This is a genomic window from Wolbachia endosymbiont (group A) of Volucella bombylans (assembly GCF_964026965.1).
Lineage (GTDB): Bacteria > Pseudomonadota > Alphaproteobacteria > Rickettsiales > Anaplasmataceae > Wolbachia > Wolbachia pipientis.
Map to the genome: position 1 here is coordinate 524430 of NZ_OZ034717.1, position 23124 is coordinate 547553.

21 protein-coding genes and 2 pseudogenes are annotated in these 23124 nt (G+C 34.6%); 17 read left to right on the forward strand and 6 right to left on the reverse strand.

Translation table 11 applies throughout. From position 1 onward, the window contains the following. The first annotated feature begins 2 nt into the window (after positions 1-2). Both ribB and AAGD51_RS02655 read left to right on the forward strand, forming a co-directional pair. Positions 3-647 (forward strand): 3,4-dihydroxy-2-butanone-4-phosphate synthase, encoded by a 645-nt coding sequence (gene ribB, locus AAGD51_RS02650; RefSeq protein WP_007549343.1) that lies wholly within the window; start codon positions 3-5, stop codon positions 645-647. Positions 648-718: 71 nt separating this feature from the next. Then, positions 719-1999, forward strand: a complete 1281-nt coding sequence (locus tag AAGD51_RS02655) for a M48 family metalloprotease (RefSeq protein ID WP_236514838.1) — start codon at positions 719-721, stop codon at positions 1997-1999. A 29-nt stretch (positions 2000-2028) separates the two neighbouring features. Here AAGD51_RS02655 and AAGD51_RS02660 read toward each other — a convergent pair whose 3' ends face one another. The 3 genes from AAGD51_RS02660 to fabG form a co-directional block, all read right to left on the reverse strand. After that, the gene (locus AAGD51_RS02660) at positions 2029-3411 is read right to left on the reverse strand and encodes an IS66-like element ISWen3 family transposase (RefSeq protein WP_341810490.1); all 1383 of its coding nucleotides are present in this window, start codon (positions 3409-3411) and stop codon (positions 2029-2031) included. A gap of 106 nt (positions 3412-3517) precedes the next feature. Then, complete coding sequence (locus AAGD51_RS02665) at positions 3518-3853, reverse strand: TrbC/VirB2 family protein (protein WP_236514837.1); 336 nt, start codon at positions 3851-3853, stop codon at positions 3518-3520. Between the two features lie 94 nt (positions 3854-3947). Further along, positions 3948-4682, reverse strand: coding sequence for a 3-oxoacyl-[acyl-carrier-protein] reductase (fabG, locus tag AAGD51_RS02670; protein WP_077188170.1), 735 nt, complete (start codon positions 4680-4682; stop codon positions 3948-3950). Between the two features lie 266 nt (positions 4683-4948). Here fabG and AAGD51_RS02675 point away from each other — a divergent pair, with 266 nt between their 5' ends. From AAGD51_RS02675 to AAGD51_RS02715, 12 genes are all read left to right on the forward strand, one after another. After that, positions 4949-6469, forward strand: coding sequence for an HlyD family type I secretion periplasmic adaptor subunit (locus AAGD51_RS02675; protein WP_174516815.1), 1521 nt, complete (start codon positions 4949-4951; stop codon positions 6467-6469). A gap of 142 nt (positions 6470-6611) precedes the next feature. Next, positions 6612-6896, forward strand: a complete 285-nt coding sequence (locus AAGD51_RS02680) for a transposase (RefSeq protein ID WP_038198869.1) — start codon at positions 6612-6614, stop codon at positions 6894-6896. A 147-nt stretch (positions 6897-7043) separates the two neighbouring features. After that, a complete protein-coding gene (locus AAGD51_RS07200) occupies positions 7044-7259 on the forward strand; it encodes an IS3 family transposase (protein WP_369409729.1) in 216 nt (71 codons plus the stop codon). A 129-nt stretch (positions 7260-7388) separates the two neighbouring features. Next, positions 7389-7508, forward strand: a complete 120-nt coding sequence (locus tag AAGD51_RS07205; protein ID WP_394356550.1) for a hypothetical protein — start codon at positions 7389-7391, stop codon at positions 7506-7508. Beyond that, a complete protein-coding gene (locus AAGD51_RS07210) occupies positions 7498-7662 on the forward strand; it encodes an IS3 family transposase (RefSeq protein ID WP_081600772.1) in 165 nt (54 codons plus the stop codon). Before AAGD51_RS07205 ends, AAGD51_RS07210 begins: the two co-directional genes overlap by 11 nt. Positions 7663-7871: 209 nt before the next feature. Beyond that, positions 7872-8060, forward strand: coding sequence for a hypothetical protein (locus AAGD51_RS02685; protein WP_236514835.1), 189 nt, complete (start codon positions 7872-7874; stop codon positions 8058-8060). Between the two features lie 1093 nt (positions 8061-9153). Continuing rightward, a complete protein-coding gene (gene coxB / locus AAGD51_RS02690) occupies positions 9154-9918 on the forward strand; it encodes a cytochrome c oxidase subunit II (RefSeq protein WP_010962498.1) in 765 nt (254 codons plus the stop codon). 15 nt (positions 9919-9933) lie between these two features. Then, the gene (gene ctaD / locus AAGD51_RS02695) at positions 9934-11484 is read left to right on the forward strand and encodes a cytochrome c oxidase subunit I (protein WP_236514833.1); all 1551 of its coding nucleotides are present in this window, start codon (positions 9934-9936) and stop codon (positions 11482-11484) included. A 1-nt stretch (position 11485) separates the two neighbouring features. After that, positions 11486-12373 (forward strand): heme o synthase, encoded by an 888-nt coding sequence (locus AAGD51_RS02700; RefSeq protein WP_077188168.1) that lies wholly within the window; start codon positions 11486-11488, stop codon positions 12371-12373. Between the two features lie 175 nt (positions 12374-12548). After that, complete coding sequence (gene rnhA, locus AAGD51_RS02705; protein ID WP_077188167.1) at positions 12549-12986, forward strand: ribonuclease HI; 438 nt, start codon at positions 12549-12551, stop codon at positions 12984-12986. Beyond that, complete coding sequence (locus AAGD51_RS02710; protein WP_236514830.1) at positions 12979-16128, forward strand: AsmA-like C-terminal domain-containing protein; 3150 nt, start codon at positions 12979-12981, stop codon at positions 16126-16128. The genes rnhA and AAGD51_RS02710 overlap by 8 nt, the downstream gene beginning before the upstream one ends. Positions 16129-16343: 215 nt before the next feature. Next, positions 16344-16481, forward strand: coding sequence for a hypothetical protein (locus AAGD51_RS02715; RefSeq protein WP_341810492.1), 138 nt, complete (start codon positions 16344-16346; stop codon positions 16479-16481). Here the strand turns inward: AAGD51_RS02715 and AAGD51_RS02720 are convergent. The 3 genes from AAGD51_RS02720 to AAGD51_RS02730 form a co-directional block, all read right to left on the reverse strand. After that, on the reverse strand, positions 16478-17860 hold the full coding sequence (locus AAGD51_RS02720) for an IS66-like element ISWen3 family transposase (protein ID WP_341810490.1): 1383 nt from the start codon (positions 17858-17860) through the stop codon (positions 16478-16480). The genes AAGD51_RS02715 and AAGD51_RS02720 overlap by 4 nt on opposite strands. A 319-nt stretch (positions 17861-18179) precedes the next feature. Continuing rightward, positions 18180-19829 (reverse strand): chaperonin GroEL, encoded by a 1650-nt coding sequence (gene groL / locus AAGD51_RS02725; protein ID WP_341810493.1) that lies wholly within the window; start codon positions 19827-19829, stop codon positions 18180-18182. A gap of 100 nt (positions 19830-19929) precedes the next feature. Next, on the reverse strand, positions 19930-20211 hold the full coding sequence (locus AAGD51_RS02730; RefSeq protein ID WP_173862895.1) for a co-chaperone GroES: 282 nt from the start codon (positions 20209-20211) through the stop codon (positions 19930-19932). Between the two features lie 186 nt (positions 20212-20397). On the opposite strand from AAGD51_RS02730, the gene AAGD51_RS02735 reads away from it, so the two are divergent. From AAGD51_RS02735 to AAGD51_RS02745, 3 genes and pseudogenes are all read left to right on the forward strand, one after another. After that, the gene (locus tag AAGD51_RS02735) at positions 20398-21204 is read left to right on the forward strand and encodes a YgfZ/GcvT domain-containing protein (protein WP_077188580.1); all 807 of its coding nucleotides are present in this window, start codon (positions 20398-20400) and stop codon (positions 21202-21204) included. A gap of 260 nt (positions 21205-21464) precedes the next feature. Then, positions 21465-22751, forward strand: a pseudogene (locus AAGD51_RS02740) (IS4 family transposase). Positions 22752-22830: 79 nt separating this feature from the next. Next, a pseudogene (locus AAGD51_RS02745) lies at positions 22831-23088 on the forward strand (IS256 family transposase); the annotation flags it as partial. Between the last annotated feature and the right edge of the window lie 36 nt (positions 23089-23124).

Here is a 23124-nt window from a genome sequence, read left to right on the forward strand (position 1 = left end):
TTATGGTACAGGCCACTTATGCTTCAATGAGTCTACCAGGTATTTCTTCTGTGGAAGATGTATTAGAGGATGCTCGTTCCGGTAAATTATTCATTTTAGTTGATGATGAAAATAGAGAAAATGAAGGCGATTTGATTGTCTTAGCTGAGAAAATAAAGCCGGAACATATGGCTTTTATGGTTAGGTACGGTACAGGGGTTGTTTGCTTAGCAATGACTAAATTTCACATGAAAAGGTTGGGCCTTAATTTCATGGAAAAGAAAAATATTGGTGAAAATCATACCGCATTTACTACATCAATTGATGCACGTTATGGCATTACAACCGGTGTTTCAGCAGAGGATAGAACGAAAACTATACATGCTGCTATCAACAAGGATGGTACTCAGGATGACATCATAACTCCAGGTCATGTTTTTCCTGTAATTGCACATAAAGGTGGGGTGGCACAACGTGCTGGTCATACTGAAGCGAGTGTTGAAATGGCGAAGTTAGTAGGGTTTGATCATTCAGCAGTTATTTGTGAATTAGTGAATGATGATGGCTCTATGATGCGCTTACCTCAGTTACTTAAATTTGCTGAACAACATAAAATTAAGTTAACTACCATCGACAAACTTATCAGTTACGTTAAAAATTTAAACTAGCGTTTATAAATTTGTATAATTTAAGTGTTAAAATATAGAATTTCTATAAATTATACAAGCACAGAATTTTCATGTTTAGAGTTGCTAAGTTTTTGACCTTATTGTTCTTTTTTGCATATTATAATAATGCTTACTCTATTAACATTATTAGAGATAGTGAAGTGGAAGCAATAGTGAAAGAGCTAGCGCAACCTTTATTTTCTGCTGCGGATATTGATCATGAGCAAATAAAAGTTTTTATAATTAATGACAATTCGATTAATGCTTTTGTAATTAACAATAACAGTATTTTCATTCATTTAGGACTTTTACAATATTCGGCTAAACCTTATGTCCTGCTTGGTATATTAGCACATGAGATTGCTCACATATCTGCTGGTCATATATTGCAAATGAGTAGTGCTATGGGTTATTTTCAATCGATAGCAATGATTAGTTATATGGTAGGATTAGTTTCTAGTATTATCATTAACCCTCAGGTTGCTGGTGCAATTTTGCTTAGTGGTGTAGCGTTTAGTTCAAGGCTATTTTTTAACTATTCTCAAGAGCAAGAAAGTGTAGCAGATAGCTATGCTTTAAGGTATCTTGATGAATCTGGCTATGATAATTCAGGTATGAAAGAGATTTTTGATTATTTTAAAAGTATTGAGCATGAGAACACCGAGGAATATTTCCGCACTCACCCACTTAGTGAGAAACGTATATTTGCTGTACAAAATTATAAGGTTAAAAACAACGTAAAACCAATTTTTGCGGATAAGTTACTAAAGTTTGAGCGTGTGGTTGCCAAGCTAGACTCTTTCTTTGCTCCTATTCATGTGTTATCTAATAAATATGAAAATAATTCTGAGTATGTAAATGCTATAGTTTGCTATAGGCAAGGAAAGATAGAAGAGGCTATTGCTAAAGTTAATTCATTGATTCAAGAGTCACGCAATGACCCATACCTATATGAATTAAAAGCAGAAATGCTATACAAGGCCGGAAATTTAAGTGAAGCAATAAAAATGTATGAGGAATCGCTTAGGTATTTATCTGAGAAAAACAGTTATTTAGTGAAACTTGCATTATCTCATACTTTATTATTACACGGTGATGCAAAAAAGGCGATTTTTTACCTGGAGCAGATTTTGAATATAGAACCAAATAACGCTTTTGTCTGGAAGTATTTAAGCATTGCATATAAATGTGAAGCTGATACGGCAATGCATTATTTTGCCTTGACAAAAAAGGCTTGTATTGAAGGTGATTTAAAGCAATTTACAAAATATGCTGAGCTAGCTGTTAAAACTTTACCAAAAGATAGCCCTTATTTGTTGCAAGTTGAAGATATGAAGCGATTTAATGGATAACAAAAAAGGTATCCGTTCAGGAGAGTGGTTTAAGAAACAATAGATAGGAGATTTTGGAAAGGATTGAGACCCCTTTGTTTCCAAGTTAAGTATAATGAAATTATCCGCTCAAGGAATGTATTTCCCCGCTTTGATTGTGTAAAATATGAGTTTTTGCGATAAACGACATAATGCCGAATTTGCCGTTCAGCGTGGTTATTTGTCAGCGGAATATTTTCTGGGTCATCTAAAAACTTCCACATCATTCTTTCAGATCTCAGAACATTTTTTGCAACTCGAGAGGCTCCAATTGCTTCAGGTAAACGAGATATCTCCTTCAAGTAATACTTTGTACGTTTTCTTAATTTTCTGGCACGTCTGACAAACCTCAAAACATCTATCTCACTTTTTAGTAAAGCTTTTTTTAGTGCAAATAATTCAGTGGCCACGTTTCTCAAGTAACAACCCAGAACTTTAACTTCAATATTCCAACTATGTGCTAATCTTTCAAAATCTCTTGATAAATGTGCCCAACAGATTTGCCTGTTTTTATCGGCAAAATAATTGTATGCTGCATACCTGTCAGTTATTACCAAGCTATTGCGATTGCAGAATTTACTATTTTGTAAAACTTTCATTCCTCTTGACTCTGTAAATTTTACAAAACTTGCCGTATTGCTTGCAAACATCCAACACCAAGCGAGTTTACCTTTGTTATAATGGCTCGTTTCATCAATATGTAGAACTTTACTCCTACTTATCTCTTGTTCGATCTGCTCATACATTTTTTTGCATTTTGAAGCAACTCTATGTTCACTATTTGATATGCTACCGACGCTTATGTTCAAATTGAAGATATCATTTACGACACTCGCTATTTCGCGTTTTGAATTTTTGTAGAATCCGCTGAACGCTGCAATTATTGACTTAACCCTTGGACCAAATGTATCTGGCGTAACACCTTCCGGTAACTTGCTACTTCTTCTCTTTCCGCATCTCCGACAACGGCCATGTTCTAACTGATATTCCACTACATAAGGCTTGATTTCTGGAAGATCAACTTTCTGATGAATATATGGTTTTTCACATATTGCAATTTCTCCTCCGCATTCGCAAGTATTAGGCAACTCTATCTTTACTACTTTATCTGCATCCATGTTGGCGCAAAAACTTCCTTTATGACCAACCTGACCGCCAATATTCCTTTCGCTTTTCGGCTTATTCTTTTTTATTTTATACAACTCTTTGGAACTTGGTATTGATGAATTTTTTGAGCTTAAACCGAGTCTTTCTCTTAACTCAGCATTTTCTATCTTTAAAGCCTTATTTTCTGCTTTTAAACTTTCATTCTCTTTTTCCAATCTTTCTATTTTTGCTTCTAACCTTTCTATTTTTTGCTGTAAATTTTTGCAAAGTTCTAAAAGGTTTACCATATTATTTCACTTTTGCTCTATGATTATCTTTTTAGATCACCTTGTCTACCTTATTCTGCCACTCCGCTGAACGGATACCAAAAAAGCATTTCTGTACTTTTATGGGTTATTTCTTTCCACACTTTTCCAACATAGCTTTTGCTTCATCGCTTACATTGGGCATAACTTTTATTATAATCGTCTTAGCGCCAAAAAATACAGCACAAAACACGCCTAGAGCAAAGAGGGCTGGCCACGGCATCCTGCCAAATATTGCAAGCAAAGCTGCACCAATTATTACTACCGTCATAAGTGGACCGCCTATCCCCCAAACATAACCAATAATATTACATATTACTTGTGTTGTATCATCCATATCAGGACCAGTGATAGCTGCGTAACCTGAGAAAGAGAAAAGCAATACTACACACAAGACACCAAAAAATCCTATTATAGAGCTCATTTTTTTGCCTCTAAGTAATAAATTAACGTAAACCTAAACCTACACATTTTTTATTTTAAAGTAAAAATTATAATTTGTCCATACATAAGTGTTGCTACATAAATAACCCACCATTAATATTGAGCACATGCCCTGTTATATATTTTGCTTCATCACTTGCTAAAAACAAGACCCCTGCTGCTATTTCTTCCCCTGTTCCCATTCTTTTCATTGGAATATTATCTAATATTTTTCCCTTTTGTCCTTCATTTAAAACTTCAGTCATTTTAGTATCTATAAACCCAGGAGCAATACAATTTACTGTTATATTACGACTTGCAACTTCTTTTGCTATAGATTTGCTCATGGCTATTATTCCAGCTTTAGACGCTGCATAATTTGCTTGCCCGGCGTTTCCTGTTAGCCCTATTATTGAGGAAATATTTATAATTCTTCCCCAATTATTCTTAATTAGTTTCCTGCATGCTTCTCTACTCAGCTTAAATATAGAGCTCAAGTTAATATCAATTACTTTTTGCCATGCTTCATCTGTCATTCTCAATAATAAACTGTCTTGCGTAATGCCCGCGTTGCATACAAGCCCGTCAAAGCCTTCCATCAACTCACTTGCTCTGTTTACTAGTTGATTTACTTCCTCAGCATTTGATAAATCACAAGGGAGTACGTGCATATTTTTTTCATATTGTTTAGCAACTTCTTCGAGCACTTCTTTTTTTGTGCCAGAAATACATAAAGTTGCTCCGGCTTTGTGCATAATTTTTACAATTGCTTGCCCTATTCCGCCTGATGCGCCAGTAATCAGGAACTTTCTGCTTTCCAATTTAAGCATAATAACTTTATATTATCTTAATTCCTAACAGAATATTGACTAGTTGGCAATAGATTTCTTACATAATATAAGTAACTCAGATATTCACAAAGTAAAGAAAAAGTTATAATAAAGTTAAACGTCAAAAAATTTTAAAAACATAGTTGATGCAGGAATTGTTACTAAATAGTTTATTCTGGTGCTCTACAGTCTAAATGGAATGCTTAAATTATAGATTCTTTGTTTTTGTGTGTTATCTTGAGTTAACACAAATTCACAGTAGTATTATGATAAGTAAGTTAAAAAAGCTTAGCGCTGGATTTTCTTTGACAGGCTTGATTGGCCATGGTGATAATATAAATATGCAAGGAGCAAAAAATAAAAAGAAGAAGTACCCAAAATTTTTGGATAAGACGTTTGCATTGATTGATGCAGTGATAAATTTTATTTTAAAACGCGAAAGTAATAACGTAAATGAAGTCCTGAAAGTAACATGGGGACCACTATTTTTTGGTCTGGTAGTAATACTCATCTTTTTTGGGATAGGTGGTATTTGGTCGGCTATAGCTCCAATTGACGGTGCGGTGCATGCAAGTGGAGAAGTTATTGTATCTTCAAATAGAAAAATAGTTCAACACTTGGGCGGAGGAATAATAAGCAAAATTTTAGTAAAAGAGGGTCAAGCAGTTAAAAAAGATGAGCCTCTAGTTTTGTTGAGTGATGTTAACGAGAAGGCGAATTTAAGTATCATCAAAGAGAAGCTCTTATCATTTTTAGCAACAGAAGCAAGGCTTCTTGCAATCAGAGTAGATTTGGACACGCTCGAGTTTCCTGATGAGGTTAAAAAATTATCTCACGATGAACTTGTAAATAAAGCGATAAAGAATCAAGTAAAGTTGTTCAACTCTCAGAGAAAGAGCATATTGGGAAAAACAGACATACTGCAACAACGTATAAAGCAGTTAAATGATGAATTAGCGGGGCTAAACTTTCAACTAAATGCAGCTCATAAGCAATATGACTTGATAACTGAGGAGTTGGAAACAAAAAGACAATTACTTGATAGTGGCCATATAAGCAAACCACACATTTTAGCTTTAGAAAAGCAGTTTGCTGAAATTGAAGGCAGAGTTGGACATTACCGTTCTGCAATATCTCAAGTGCAGCAAAAAATTGGAGAGAACGAATTAGAAATTATAAACGTGAGAAATGATTCTCAAGAAAGAGCAAACGCTGAACTTAAGGAAGTTAGTACGTCTATTGCAGACTTGAAAGAGAGACTGATGGTTGCTGAAGATTCATTAGCACGTACAATAATTAAATCGCCTCAAGATGGGATAGTCACAGATATAAGATACCATACTGAAGGTGGTGTTATACAATCTGGAGTTCCGATCATGAGCGTAGTGCCATCGGATGATGACCTAATAATAGATGCTAAAATTCAGACCAGAAACATAGAAGAGATACTGTCAGCACAAAAGAAAGATAGCAATATAGTCTCTATTGATGGGCTAGAAGGGCTAAAGGTTAAAGTTCGTTTAAGTGCTTACAGTGCACGTCGTTTAAGTTTAATTAATGGTATAGTAAGCAATATTTCTCCCGATGCCCTTGATGATCCAAGGCTAGGGCGTTATTATTCAGTACGTGTAGTGATACCAAAACCAGAGCTTGCTCAGTTTAAAAACGTATACCTATACCCTGGTATGCCAGCAGAAGTGTACATAGTTACTCAATCTCGTACTCTTTTATCATTCTTGTTTACGCCTATAATTGCAACAGTCGATAGGTCTTTTATAGAAAGGTAGCTCACTCGTTAAAGTAGTAGTGAAAGTGCCGTAATAAAATTTAGGTACATAATTAGACAATAGGCTTCTTGACCTTACCCAGAAAAAGTGGAGAGAAAGAAAGGAGTTTTTTCGGGTAAAATAAAATTTTGGAGGATTAGAAATGGCAAGAGAATATACGGCAGAATTTAAATTGGAAGCTGTTAAGCTGGCAAATGAACAAAGAAAGGTAGGTCAACCAGTTGCAAAAGTAGCAAGAGATCTAGGAATAAGGGATAGTGTATTAGGAAAATGGATGAAGAAATATAACGAAAAAAAGTCAGCGGCAAATGCATTTCCAGATGTAGCACCTTATGACAAAGAGAGATTTGATTTACAGAAAGAGTTAGCAAAAGTAACAAGAGAAAGAGACATTTTAAAAAAAGCCCTGGCCAGTCAAAAAGAGTAAAATATTTTTTCATAAAAGAGCATAGTAAACACTATAAAGTGCAGGAATTATGTAGGGTTTTCTGCTAGTGGCTACTATAAGTGGACTACAAGGAAAATAAGCAGTAGAGAATCAGCAAATAAAGAGTTATTAGCAGATATTCAAAAAATATATCAAGCTTCTAAATGTAGATATGGAGTTCCTAAAATTCATGCTGAATTAAAGGCTTTGGGTAAAAGTTGCAACTTAAAAACAGTGCAAAGTATTATGCAGAAAAATGGTATTCAGGCTATATTGAGAAGAAAATTTAAAATTAAGAAACAACAAACGGACAGTAGCTCCCAATATATTAGACCAAAACTTTATTGTCGATCAACCAAATAAAGTATGGGATTACTTACATCAAAACCAAAGAAGGATGGCTATATTTGGCAACAATAATCGATCTATATTCACGCATGGTAGTTAATGAGCAGTTCAATAAATAAACAATTGGTTATGGACTCTTTATTAATGGCCGTTAACAAGCGTAAACCTGCCAAAAATCTACTATTACATAGTGATCAAGGTTCACAATATACTTCGCAAGGTTATCAATATCTCTTATCCATAAAAAACATAGATGAGTCATAAAGGTTGTTGTTACGACAATTCTGTTGTGGAAAGCTTCTTCAGTTCTCTAAAAAGGGAGTTACCAATAGACACCTCTCGGCACTCTAAACAGCATATCAAAACTGCTATATTTGAATATATAGAAATTTTTTATAACAAACAACGTCACTATTAACTATTGCATTCCTGAGCATTTTGATTCATCATTCTCTTTGTGAAAAACATTCCAAACTTTCTCTCCACTTTTTCTGGGTAAGGTCAAAAAAAACGCCGATATTTTAGTACATGGTAAATAGCCAACTACCACGGGGCTTCTTTTGCCTTTTTTTTTATTTGGTAGATTTCTTAATGTTTATGGCTAAACGACAATCGTCATCCCGCTACGTGTTAGCGGGATCTAGAGATACCGCGAATGAATCGCGGTATGACGGTTCGTGGCGGTATGACGATAAGGTTTATACCTTGTCATCCCAGTGCTTGACACTGGGATGGCTTTGTTGCATCGCTAGCTATGATGGATTAAAGATAAAAAAGATAGGGAATATCAGTAGCTTATTATTCTGGTATTTATAACAAGAACGGTCAGTGAATACCTAAATTTGAGTAAAAGAAATTTCACTACCATTTACCAATCCGGCTAAAATTCAAGAATTTCAATGCTTTAGCTATTTTCAATAGAATTAAATTTATTAATATAAATAACAAATTACTATTCTTAAATTTGATCAGATTGATTGCAAAAAAACAAGATTTTCAATAGGTTACTTATAATCCTAACTATAGTTAGCCTTTCATAAGTAGCGATGCAACAAAGCCCACTGGGATCCAGGAATTTTATTAAGTTGGTGAGCATAAAAATAGCTGTTTTACGTTAAAATACAATGTTTTGATGATTATGGAAAGGCTGGATTCCAGTGTCAAGCACTGGAATGACACCATAGGGGCACTGCCATCATAAAGGAACCAGTGTCAGCTACTTGAATGACATCATAGGGACACTGCCCTGACAACCGTCATCCCGCTACTTGTTAGCGGGATCTATGCTTTGAGATACTGCGAATGAATCGCGGTATGACGGTTAAGTAAGGGATCTATGCTAAGAGATGCCAAAGACCTTCATGAAACTTTGCCCATTTGGCTTCTCTAAAGATTTCGTTTACAGAATCTAGTAACTCAGCTATGCAGAATGAAAAAAGTTTGTATGGTATATAAATAGTGTGTTTTTTTTGTAATTATTTTCTATAATACGCAAACCTTTGGTTCAGTAAATGCTACCATAGGCATTAAAAGTTAATTAACAAACTGCAATGGATAATGAAATAAAGACACTTGCAAGATTTTGATCTTGCAAATCATAAACTTATCATAAAGTTTAATAGTGTCTGTTACTGCTTTTAGGTGTGAGGCTAGAGGGTTATTAGCAGTAACAGACACTATTAAACTTATTATAGAATTTACTTAAAGTAAATACTTAATTTAAAATATTATAATATTTTTACTTACAATAGATTTATGTAAATGCTTTTTTCCTCAAATTAGTATTGTACTATTATACTTGTTGAATGCTAAAAAATTATTAACCATCACTAATCTCTATTTGCATAGTAAGTTTATATATACTATTATACAGTATATCACTTAGTTTTATAGCAAACAAACAAAAGATATGGTGAAGTTATTTGCACTATTGATAATATTTTACTCAAATATATCTGTTGCCTCTGCTCCTACTTCCTGGCAATTTGGATTTCCTGCTCCTGCAACTGAAGTAATGGAGGCTGTAGTTAGGTCACATTCGTTTGTGATGCTTGTGATGGTTACAATAATGCTTTTTGTGTGGGCGCTGCTTGCTTATATAGCGTTTCGCTTTCGTAAAAGCAAAGTAACAAACATAAGTAAAACTACCCATAGTGTTCCTTTAGAAATTATTTGGTTTGTTATACCAACTATCATTGTTGGAATATTAGCCTTTGAAAACGCTAAATTACTGAAGCTACAGGAAGAAATACCGAAAGCTGACATAACACTAAAAGTTATTGGCCATCAATGGTATTGGAGCTACCAATATCCAGAATATCAAGGTGTGTCATTTGATAGTTATATTAAGGGAAAAGAAGACTTTATCGAAGGAGATTTAAAGCTATTCTCTGTTGATAACAACATCATTTTACCCGTTAATACTAACGTTCGTTTACAAGTTACAGCAGGAGATGTGATACACAGTTGGGGAGTACCGGCTTTTGGTGTAAAAATTGATGCGATACCAGGTAGGCTGAATGAGGCGTGGTTTAATATCAAAAAGCCTGGTGTTTATTATGGGCAGTGCTACGAATTGTGTGGTCAAGGCCATGGATTTATGCCAATTGTTGTTGAAGCAGTAAGCAAAGAAGATTTTAATAAGTGGATTGAAAATAGAAAATTAGTGAGTTAAATTTGGAGTATAGATATGAGTGACGTACCAAAGGGCATAAAGCGTTGGTTGTTTTCCACCAATCATAAAGATATAGGGACACTGTACATTATTTTTTCCATATTAGCTGGAATTATTGGTGGATTATTATCGGTGATTATTCGCACTCAGCTAATGCACATTAATATACTTAACAATAACTATCAATTATATAACGTAATGGTTACAGGGCATGCGTTGATAATGGTGTTTTTTATGATAATGCCAGCCCTCATGGGAGGATTTGGTAACTGGTTTGTACCTCTCATGATTGGCGCACCAGATATGGCGTTTCCTCGTATGAATAATTTGAGTTTCTGGTTATTAGTGTCATCTTTTATTTTGCTCATTCTCTCAGTGTTTATTGGTGAAGGTCCAGGTACAGGTTGGACTTTATATCCACCTTTATCACAGGTAATGTCCCATCCAAGTGCAGGAGTTGACATTGCTATACTTGCACTTCATGTTGCTGGTATGTCGTCAATTGTTGGGGCGATCAACTTTATAGTTACTATATTTAACATGCGCACAAAAGGAATGTCATTAACTAAGATGCCACTGTTTGTTTGGTCTGTCTTGCTAACAGCATTTATGTTGATTGTTGCCTTACCAGTGCTTGCCGGTGCTATAACTATGCTTCTTACTGATCGCAATATTGGTACTTCCTTTTTTGATCCTGCAGGTGGTGGTGACCCTGTGTTATTTCAACATTTATTTTGGTTTTTTGGTCATCCAGAAGTTTACGTAATTATTTTTCCTGCATTTGGCATCATAAGTCAGGTTGTATCAACTTTTTCTCACAGACCTGTATTTGGTTACATAGGGATGGTTTATGCAATGATAGGTATAGCAGTATTTGGCTTTATGGTTTGGGCTCACCATATGTTCACTGTTGGGCTTAGTGCTGACGCTGCTGCATTTTTTAGCACCACCACAATTTTTATCGGTGTTATAACTGGTGTAAAAGTCTTTAGTTGGATTGCAACTATGTGGGGCGGAGCAATTGAGTTTAAGACCCCTATGCTATTTGCACTAGGTTTTATTTTTATGTTTGTTGGCGGTGGCATAACGGGAATAATTCTTTCTCATGGTGGAATAGATAAGCTCCTGCACGACACCTATTATGTTGTTGCTCACTTCCATTATGTCATGTCACTTGCTGCATTATTTGGAGCTTTTGCTGGCTTTTATTATTGGATTGGTAAAATGTCGGGTAAACAATATAATGAGCGCTTAGGTCAAATCCACTTTTGGCTTACTTTTATTAGCACCAATATCACTTTTTTACCTCAACATTTCTTAGGATTAGCTGGTATGCCAAGGCGTATACCTGATTATCCTGATGCGTTTATCCCTTGGAATTATATATCCTCAATTGGTTCGTATATGTCCTTTGTTTCAGTTATGTTTTTTGTGTTTATAGTTATACATCTTTTTAAATGGGGCAAGAAAGCTGGAGATAATCCTTGGGGAGGTGACACCTTGGAATGGACGGTATCTTCACCACCGCCTTTTCATACTTTCGAAAAACCACCAGTGGTAAAATAGAATGTACACAAGTGTTTTGCTAAATGTTGAATCAACAATACTGGATTTTTGGCGTTTGCTGAAGCCAAGGATAATGTATCTTGTGGTATTTACTGCAGTTGCTGGTATGGTTACTGCACCAGGTAGTATGCACCCTTTTCTAGTACTAATATCTCTTATATGTGTTGCTCTTGGCTCAGGATCTGCAGGTGCTATAAATATGTGGTATGACAGAGACATAGATCTGCTCATGGAAAGGACAAAAAACCGCCCTATACCTTCAGGTAGAGTTTCTGCAGAAAGCGCGCTTGAATTTGGTATAACTCTTGGAATATTGTCAGTATTTATCATGGCAATAGCAGTAAATTATATTTCTGCTGCTTTGCTTGCAGTTAGCATATTATTTTACGTTTTCGTATATACAATTTGGCTAAAAAGGCGTACTCCGCAGAATATCGTTATCGGTGGTGCAGCAGGTGCTTTTCCTCCAATGATTGGCTGGGCAGCTGTAACTAATTCTGTCAGTTGGGAAAGTTTCATTTTATTTTTAGTAATTTTTATGTGGACTCCGCCACACTTTTGGGCCCTATCTTTAAATAAGTCTGAAGACTATGCAAAGGCATCGATTCCAATGTTCAATATTGTTTATGGTCCGGAAAAAACAAGAAAATATATATTAATTTATAGTGTCTTGCTGGTGCTAACTAGCTTGCTTCCAGCTCTATTCTTGAAAAAGGCTTTACTTTATCTAAGCATGGCAATTTTTGCAGGTTGCATCTTTATTTGGTACGCTATATCAATTCTCAGATTCAAGAACCACAACTCACAGAAACAAATGTTTTCTTACTCAATTTCTTATCTATTTTCCCTATTTGCCAGTATTATTTTTTGTTCTATTGATTTATTTTAGTTATGAAAGAACGGCAGAAACATAAAAACTATTTTTTCCTTTTCCTTTTGGTAATGCTCGTTGTCACACTTTTTTTTGTTTCTATAATAAAATTTAAAGGTGCAGCTTAAACTACCTTTAGAAATTGTGCTTTCATAAAAGCAACTATATACTTTGTTAACCGATATAAACAAAGATGAGTAAAAAAGAAGTGACAATATATACGGATGGGGCGTGTTCTGGTAATCCTGGAGCGGGAGGATGGGCAGCTATCATATTATTTCAAGATTACAGAAAAGACATTTATGGTAGAGAAGAAAATACCACAAACAATAAAATGGAGTTAACAGCGGTGATCAATGGGCTGAAAGTATTGAAATTTTCTTGTAATATTAATTTATATATGGATAGTCTTTATGTTAAACATGGCATAACAGAGTGGATAAATAAGTGGAAAATGAATGGCTGGAAAACAAGTAATAAAAAATCAGTAAAAAATATGGAATTGTGGAAAGAGCTAGACAACGTTGCTTCACAACACGAAATTGATTGGAAGTGGGTTAAAGCACACAGTGGCGATAAGTATAATGAGGAGGCTGATAGTTTAGCAAGAAAAGCAATAATCGATGCTTAAAAAAATCACTATATCACTTTCCATAGTTCTATTGTTTGTATTCTGCTTATTTGTCTTTTTTAAGGGTGAGAGTCCTTTAGAAATCAATATTAATTATATTAATTTTTATGTTAAACATAAAATATCAAAGATATTTGTTGGCTCAAGCGTTAATATGGAGAATACCTCAGTTGTTTGGCAGAAAGGTAGTAAAGATCCGTATTTAGTCATTACAGATTTGGCAATAGCAAATCCTAATTTTACTATAAAAGTTCCTGAGCTTTTTGTACATTTTAAGTTAAGTTCCTTATTTAAAGCTAGCACAAATCTCTCTCAGGTTTCAGCTGATAATGTGCATGTATATATCAAGAGAGAAGAAACTAATGTTAATCCGCAAAACTCATTAGACCTTTTGGATAATCATTATTTAAGTAATAACCGCCTTCCTTCGGTGTCATTCCAGCGCGTGACGCTGGAATCTAGAAAAAAAGAAACCTGGATCCCAGTGTCAAGCACTGGGATGACAGGAAAAAAAGATATTGGGATGACAGGAAAAAAAGATACTGGGATGACAGGGAAGAATTTCAAGATGACAGAAAGCAGTGCAAAAAATCTATTAAAAACAATAAGGGAATTTTTTTTTGACTTAAATGCGGATTCAAAAATTGAATTTACTAACATCGCTATTGATAAAAGCACAGAAGATGAATTTTTTATTGATAAATTATATATAGGGAAGGGGGAAGATTTTAATGTTTTAGATATTCATGTGAATACAAAAGATGGAAAGGGATTTTTGGATGATTTATCAATTACGATAAAAAATCGCAACAATTTGCTAAATGTGTACGGGACATTTTATGATCTAAAATTGGGACTATTGAGCAAGTTTTCTACATTAGTTAAAAGCTACAATTTGGACAAAAATATAGGATTCAAAGGAAGCTTCTCAGTGAAAATTAATAAAAAGGATGAAATTGTAGATGGAAATATATACGTATTAAATACAGAAAATTATTTGAACAAAAATTTGGCCTTAACTAATGTAAATATAAATTTAACATATAGTAATGGAATTATTAGTGTAAAAAACTTCCATTTTAAGTTAAATGACACGTATCTCTCTTTAATAGGCAAAATGAACTTTAGTACAAGTCATGCTTTGCTTAGAATTAATATTAGTAAGTTTGCTGCAAAGGATTTATGTACTTATATACCAGATAGTGTAGTAAATAGTAAATTTAAAAGCTGGTATTGTGATAATATCGAAGGGGATGTTTTAAATACCATTGTAAGTTTCAATGGCAAAATTAACAATTTGGTTGATGACGATCTGTCAGACATTGTAATTGTTGCTGATATAGAAAACGGTAGCGTAAAATTTGATGAAGATTTTGAGCAAGTAAAGGAATTAAAGGGTGATTTGATCATCAAGAATAACGATCTTGAAATTACTGTAAATAGCGCTAAGTTTCAGAATTTCACTGTTAATGGTGGTGATATTGAAATGAAATCTCTAAATAAGGAAGATTCAGTTCTAACCATTAATGGCAAAGCTGTAAGTGATGCGTATGGTTTATATGAGCCTATAAGATTTAAGCTGGATGATGTGGTGAAGGTTGAAAGGGATAAAGTAAGTGGAATGGCAAAATCCGTATTTAATTTTCGCATTTTTAATCTAAATGCTGATGACAAAAAAGTAGACTTCTCAGCAAATTTTCATTCTGAAATTGACAATTTGGCCGTCTATAATGCAAGTCTTGGTAAATATGATATTAAGCTTAGTTTTGGCAGTGACTTTATAGATTTAAATGGTAGTGGTATGGTGAATAACACACAGCTATTATTTGACCTGAAAAGTAGCAATAGGAATGAAAGTTTCGCCTGGAATTTGACCGGAGATTTACCCGCTCAAATACTTAATTTTGATGAAAATATAGGTGGCTATGTCAATACAAATATAGAATCGGTGATAAATCAAGATAAGACGGGGCATGTTAATGGTAATATGGATTTATCAGAGCTTGAATCACGTTCAAGTTATTTAGGATGGAAAAATCGTTTTGAAGATCACAATAAAATTTTGTTTTCTACAAGGTTAAAAGGAGCAGGTGAATTGTTAATAGACAAATTAGATGTTGTAGGAAATGACCTAGATATAAAATTCAGCGGAAGAGTAGAAAATGGAAATTTATATTTAAATTCTAGTAGTTTTAAATTGCCTGATAATGATTTTAGTATAGAAATTGAATCAGGTAAGGAAAAAAATGCCATAACTATTTATGGTGAGGAAATTAACTTAAGTGATATTTTAGGCTTGCTTGGCAAAAACAGTAATGGATTAAACAAAGATATAGAGATTAGTATGAATGTTGACAATGTAATCATGAAAGAAGGCATCGTTATCAAAAATGCTAAGCTGAATGTAACCTGTACTAAAGGTAATTGCGATGGAAGTCAATTTACAGGACAGTTTCTAGAAGATAGCAGCAACATACTAGCGGAATACAGTGGAATAGGGCTCGAAATATATGCGGATAATGCAGGTATACTTTCGCGTTCCTTAGGCATTAGTAAATCAATTAAAAACGGCAAATTGTCTTTTTATATCTCTCCTCAGAGAGAAAGTGGAGAACATTATGGTACGTTATCCATTAGCAATTTCTACATCAAAGATGCTCCACTACTTACTACTTTATTGTCGATGTCTTCATTGCCTGGTATCGTAAATGCCATAAAGAACGAAGGTGTATACTTTTATAAATGTAATGCACCTTTCTCATACAAAGATGGCACTATTGAAATTGAAGAATCTTGGCTTGAAGGGGCGGAGTTAGGTATTAGCACTGGTGGTAAGCTCGATATTAAAGATTATAAATTCCAGGTTGCAGGACAAGTAATACCAGCATATTCAATTAATAAATCTTTGTTAAAAATTCCTATAATTGGAAAACTTCTTACTGGTGGGAAAAGTAGGGGAATCGTTTCAATAGACTATAAAGCAAGTGGTGATGACAAAAACAATAACGTATCTGTTGATCTTATCTCTTCGCTAACTCCAAACCTATTAAAGAGGTTATTGGGAGTGTTTGATCGCATTATGACAAAAACTAACGAAAGTGGCTTAAAAGGTGGTGTGAAAAAGAAATTTGGTTCGATATGACCAAAAGGGAAGTTATTTAACAAAATTATGGACAAAAATGCAAGAATTTCAGAATGATCTACCTGGTTTTTTATTTAGTTGTTTAAGTAATACCACTCCCTTTAACCTCTCTATATTTGCTGAACAACTAAAAAGGGTAGGGGGTGGTTGTAAATTGTATCTGTTCAGCAGAGTGGCAAAATAAGGTAGACGAGAAAAGACAACTATAGGAACAAATGGGTGTCATGCCAGTGCGTGACACTGGTTTCCATCCAAAAGGGTGTCATTCCAGTGTCAGCTACTTTCATGACATCGTTTACTATGTGCCATATTGTAATGTTCGTACAGTGTATCCGTTCAGGAGAGTGGTTTAAGAAACAATAGATAGGAGATTTTGGAAAGGATTGAGACCCCTTTGTTTCCAAGTTAAGTATAATGAAATTATCCGCTCAAGGAATGTATTTCCCCGCTTTGATTGTGTAAAATATGAGTTTTTGCGATAAACGACATAATGCCGAATTTGCCGTTCAGCGTGGTTATTTGTCAGCGGAATATTTTCTGGGTCATCTAAAAATTTCCACATCATTCTTTCAGATCTCAGAACATTTTTTGCAACTCGAGAGGCTCCAATTGCTTCAGGTAAACGAGATATCTCCTTCAAGTAATACTTTGTACGTTTTCTTAATTTTCTGGCACGTCTGACAAACCTCAAAACATCTATCTCACTTTTTAGTAAAGCTTTTTTTAGTGCAAATAATTCAGTGGCCACGTTTCTCAAGTAACAACCCAGAACTTTAACTTCAATATTCCAACTATGTGCTAATCTTTCAAAATCTCTTGATAAATGTGCCCAACAGATTTGCCTGTTTTTATCGGCAAAATAATTGTATGCTGCATACCTGTCAGTTATTACCAAGCTATTGCGATTGCAGAATTTACTATTTTGTAAAACTTTCATTCCTCTTGACTCTGTAAATTTTACAAAACTTGCCGTATTGCTTGCAAACATCCAACACCAAGCGAGTTTACCTTTGTTATAATGGCTCGTTTCATCAATATGTAGAACTTTACTCCTACTTATCTCTTGTTCGATCTGCTCATACATTTTTTTGCATTTTGAAGCAACTCTATGTTCACTATTTGATATGCTACCGACGCTTATGTTCAAATTGAAGATATCATTTACGACACTCGCTATTTCGCGTTTTGAATTTTTGTAGAATCCGCTGAACGCTGCAATTATTGACTTAACCCTTGGACCAAATGTATCTGGCGTAACACCTTCCGGTAACTTGCTACTTCTTCTCTTTCCGCATCTCCGACAACGGCCATGTTCTAACTGATATTCCACTACATAAGGCTTGATTTCTGGAAGATCAACTTTCTGATGAATATATGGTTTTTCACATATTGCAATTTCTCCTCCGCATTCGCAAGTATTAGGCAACTCTATCTTTACTACTTTATCTGCATCCATGTTGGCGCAAAAACTTCCTTTATGACCAACCTGACCGCCAATATTCCTTTCGCTTTTCGGCTTATTCTTTTTTATTTTATACAACTCTTTGGAACTTGGTATTGATGAATTTTTTGAGCTTAAACCGAGTCTTTCTCTTAACTCAGCATTTTCTATCTTTAAAGCCTTATTTTCTGCTTTTAAACTTTCATTCTCTTTTTCCAATCTTTCTATTTTTGCTTCTAACCTTTCTATTTTTTGCTGTAAATTTTTGCAAAGTTCTAAAAGGTTTACCATATTATTTCACTTTTGCTCTATGATTATCTTTTTAGATCACCTTGTCTACCTTATTCTGCCACTCCGCTGAACGGATACCGTACAGTTGTGGAATGAATCGCGGTATGACGTGTTGCTTGGGTCAGCTATAGTATAAATATACTAGGGGTTATAGTTTTCTTATGCTGCCTTTTTGTTATTAGACAACCACAATATAAAGGAGTGAAACGGATGCAAACAGTAGTGCATTTCTGCACCAAACGTATTACCTTTAACGAATAGTAAAATGTGAGATTTTTTGGAACTACCGTGGAGCAATTGCTCCACGGTTTCATTCTACTTAGAATCCACCCATGCCACTCATTTCTCCTGCACCCATAGGAGATGAAGCATTTTCTTTGCTTGGTACATCAACTATCATAGATTCAGTAGTTATCAGCACACTCGCAACAGATACCGCTGTTTCAAAAGCAATACGCACCACTTTTGCTGGATCAATCACACCAGCTGTAAACGCATTAGCATAATTCATAGCCTCAACGTTGTATATAAGCTCTTTATCATTCTGCTTAATCAAATAGTCAATTATAACAGCAGATTCAAGACCAGCATTTTTGACTAACCTTCTAATTGGAGCACTGAGAACTTTCTTGATAATGTTTATGCCTATTTGTTCCTCGTCACTTGCACCTTTTAATTTGTCGAGAACAGATGAAGCATAAAGAAGCGCAACCCCACCACCTGGAACTATACCTTCTTCAATTGCAGCTCTTGTTGCATGCAGCGCATCTTCGACTCTATCTCTACGTTCTTTAACTTCCACTTCAGTTGCTCCACCAACTTTGAGCACAGCAACGCCACCTGATAATTTCGCTAAACGTTCTCTTAGCTTTTCTTTATCATAATCAGAAGTTGAAGTTTCAATTTGAGATTTAATCTGCTCGATTCTAGCTTTCACACTGTCAGAATCGCTATTTTCGCTGACAACTGTGGTATTATCTTTAGTAATTTTAACATTTTTAGCCGTACCAAGATCATCAAGCGTGAGATCTTCCATCTTGATTCCAAGTTCATCTTTTATGACGTACTTAGCACCAGTTAAAGTTGCTATGTCTTCGAGCATCTCCTTTCTTCTGTCACCAAAACCTGGAGCTTTTACTGCAGCAACTTTTAAACCACCACGCAATTTATTGATAACTAAAGTGCTTAATGCTTCACCTTCGATATCCTCTGCAATAATAACCAAAGGTTTACCAGATTTAACAATAGCTTCAAGAATAGGAAGTAAAGGTTGAATAATATTTAATTTTTTCTCTGTAATTAATAGATAAGGATTATCAAGCTCCACGATCATTTTTTCATTATTTGTAATAAAATACGGAGAGAGATAACCGCGATCAAATTGCATGCCAGTAGTCAGCTCAACTTCTAACTCTTTTGAACCTTTACTCTCTTCAACAGTTATTACACCCTCTTTTCCAACTTTTTTCACGGAATCAGCGATACTGTTACCTATATCCTTATCACCATTTGCAGAGATTATTGCAACTTGTGCCACTTCGTCTATTTTCCCTAGAGAAATTGTACGAGACATTGACGCAATTTCCTTTAATATTACATCTTTTGCCTTCTGTATTCCGTTTTTAATACCAACACGATCGTTTCCAGCAGCAATTGACTTTGAAGCTTCCATTATCATGTTGCTAGTTAGTATTGAGCACGTTGTTGTACCATCACCAACTTTATCGTTACATTGAGAACAACTTTGTGCAAAGATGCTTGCTATCGCAGCGTTTAATGGTTTTTCAGGCTTGATACCCTTCATCACCTTATAACCATCTTTTGTAATTTCTGGTGCTCCATAGGGCTTATTAATCCCTACTGTTTTTCCTCTAGGTCCTGCAGTTATTGCTACCGTTGAATCCACTATTGCTGCAACTTCACGAAAGGCTTCTTGCAACTGCTCACCTGATACTACTACATTAGTCATTTTTATCACCTCTTGTTAATAAAAAATTTAGAAAACTATAATAAAATCATTTACAATGCGCTATGTTGCGCTTTGTTTCAGTTTAGTAAAATAAAGACTGCTACTTAATGACAGCAAGTATATCGGACTCTTTCATCACGATAAGCTTCTCATTATTATGTTCTATTTCTGTACCAGCCCATTGGCGATAGAACACTTTATCACCAGCTTTCACAGTTAAAGTTACGCGTTCGCCACTTGAATTGCGTGAACCTTCACCAATTGCTATAACTTCACCTTTAGTAGGTTTCTTTTCAGCACTTGATGGAAGCACAATTCCACCTTGCTTTTCTTCGCTAATAGGCTTGATCAGCACGCTATCATCTAATACATTTAAACTTATACTTGACATTTGTTTTTCCTCATCAACAAATTAACTTATAAGTTTATATATATATACTCGTAAGTTAGATTTCAAGGGCTGGAGCTTGTAAAATATGCACGCCATTATAAAATATGCACGCTAAAAGCAGTTTCTAAAAGAGCCTAATGTTATATAATAAAATTTAGATTTATTTATAGAGATTTCATGAGTTATATACCATTTTTAAGTCGTGGTGTGATAGTGCTATATGGGCCTGACACTAGAGATTTTCTGCAGGGTATTATAACCAATGATATTAATAAGTTGGATAGCCAAAAAGCCATTTACTCTTTATTGCTTAGCCCTCAGGGAAAATATCTATATGATTTTTTTCTTATTGAATATGGTAAATACACCCTCTTAGAGTGCGAAAACATACACTTGCAGCAAATAATCGAGAAACTAGATTTACTTAAAACTTATTTGAGGGTAAAGATTAAAGACGTTAGTGCACTATATAAGGTTGGGGTTTTGTTTAATACTAAGTTGGCGGAGTGTAGTAGTAAGTCACAAGTTATTTTTCAAGATCCAAGGCACAAGCTGCTAGGAATGAGGATCATACATAAAGATGAAATAAAAGAGCCGGTTGGGGATTTTACTCAGTATGAAAAAGTCAGAATTCAAAATCTCGTTCCAGATGGAGCGAAAGATATGGTGCAGAATTCATCGTTTCCGCTGCAATTTTTAATCGATAAGGTAAACGGTATAAGCTTTAATAAGGGGTGTTATATAGGTCAGGAAGTTGTAAATCGAATGAGCAGACAAGAAATATTCAGAAGAAAACTTTACCTTGTTGAGGGGGATAACGCACTTCCAGATATTGGCACTAAAGTGACAAATGAAAACAATGAGGAAATAGGGGAACTGCGCTCTAGTGTAGACAACATTGGATTTGCATTGCTTAATACTGGAAAGAGCCATGCAAATTTATATGCAGATGGAGTTAGGTGCGTTAAGACGTTGAAGTCTTAAGGTAGCACATATAGAAACGAAAAACTTGCTTGACACCCTTCGCCAGCGCCCTTATCATAACAGTGAAGCTATTTCATTTAACTTCGCAATCTGTGCAGATTAAAACGACAAGGACTCCTGATATAATGTTGAACATTTTTTTTCTGCATTTCCGGGAATGTTCAAAAAAGCATACGCGTCAAGTTAAGGAAATAAAGGTATGAAAGAGATAGAATAATAAGGTATAAGTTCTCCCAGATATACTTTTAGTGAGAGAACCAATGAATAAAATAACTTGCTTATCAAAAAAGCTCAAAGAATTTTTTAATGAAAAAGCAGACAAAATCTCAATTACAACAAGGTTTATAAAAAGAAAGAGAAAGCTAAAAGGCTCATCATTCGTAAAAGCCATAGTCTTGGGTAATATAGGGGTTGATAATTGTAGCGTAGAAACAATGTGTCAATTACTAAACGAGAGATATAACAAAACAAGGTTTGGATTTTAGATTTACTGAAGAAGCAGTGGAATTTATGAAAAGGATGTATAATGAATCTGTGGTTCTCTTTAAAAATATCTTGCAAGTTGATTGCAAAATCTTACAGCAATTTAATAGTGTTAAATTATTGGACAGTAGCTATATTACTCTACCTAACAGTATGGAAGAGATGTATAAAGGTTATGGTACTAGCTACAGTGGCTATGAAAGCAATACTAAGTCTGGAATAAAGTTACAATTAGTTTTCGATTACATGAATCAGATAATAGACCAACTTAATTTAACGGAGGGAATAAGATCAGACCAGGGATATAGGAAACATTTAAGTAATATATCAAGCAATGATTTGCTAATATCTGATCTCGGTTATTTTGTGCCAAGTTCTTTTAAACAAATCAATGAAATAGGAGCTTATTTCATAAGTCGTCGATACCAACGTATATGATGTAGAAACAAATCAAAAAATGGAGTTATTAGAATGTTTAGAGATTTTTAGAAAACGAGGTATTGTTAGGAAAAGAAGCAAAAATTAGAGTAAGAATTATATGTCAGAAACTAACTGAAGAACAGTCTATAGCCAGAAGAAGGAAAGCTAATAGATTAGCAAGATCGCAGGATCCTCTAAAAGAAATCAAAAATTGTTGAACTGGTCAATATTTATAACTAATGTTCCAGAAAATAAAATTAGTGCTGAGCAAGTATTAACGATTTACAGAGTAAGGTGGCAAATTATTTAAATTGTATAAAAGCCATATCAGACTTGATAAGCTAAAAGGAAAGCCATGCAGAGTATTATGTGAACTATATGCTAAATTGTGCGCAATTCTTATATTTCACGGCATAGTTGGTTGCACAGAAGTGAAAAAGAATACAGAACTTAGCTTAACAAAGGCATTTATTGAGCTAAAAAGACGGGTTAGAGAGTTATTTTTAGTATTAACCAAGATTAATAGTTTAAAAGCATTTCTTAAAAAACTCACTATAACTTGGTCGCGATTTTCATTAAAAGACAAACGTAGAAGGGCTAGAGTATCCACTTTAACCTCTCTAAATTTGCTCACAATCTCTTAACTTGACGCGTATGGTTCAAAAAAGTGTGTCAAACCGAAAAAAAAGTAATAAATTGATATAAAAAAATGGAGGTTTGACAATGAGTCAGAAAGTAGTAAACAGAACTACCGGTTTGGTAGATTACAAAGAACTGGAAGCAAATATACTGTCATCAATAAGGGAAGGCAGACCATTAACAGGAAGGGATGGAGCATTTACACCATTTATAAAAAAGCTGCTGGAGGCAAGTTTGGAAGGTGAAATAGAAAATCACTTATTAGCTGAAAGTGAAGAGAATAATCGAAGAAATGGGAGAAATGGAAAGACTTTACGGACAAGTGCACACTCACTTCTTCTTGATTTTTTGGTTTATCTTGTCTACCTATTTTGCCAC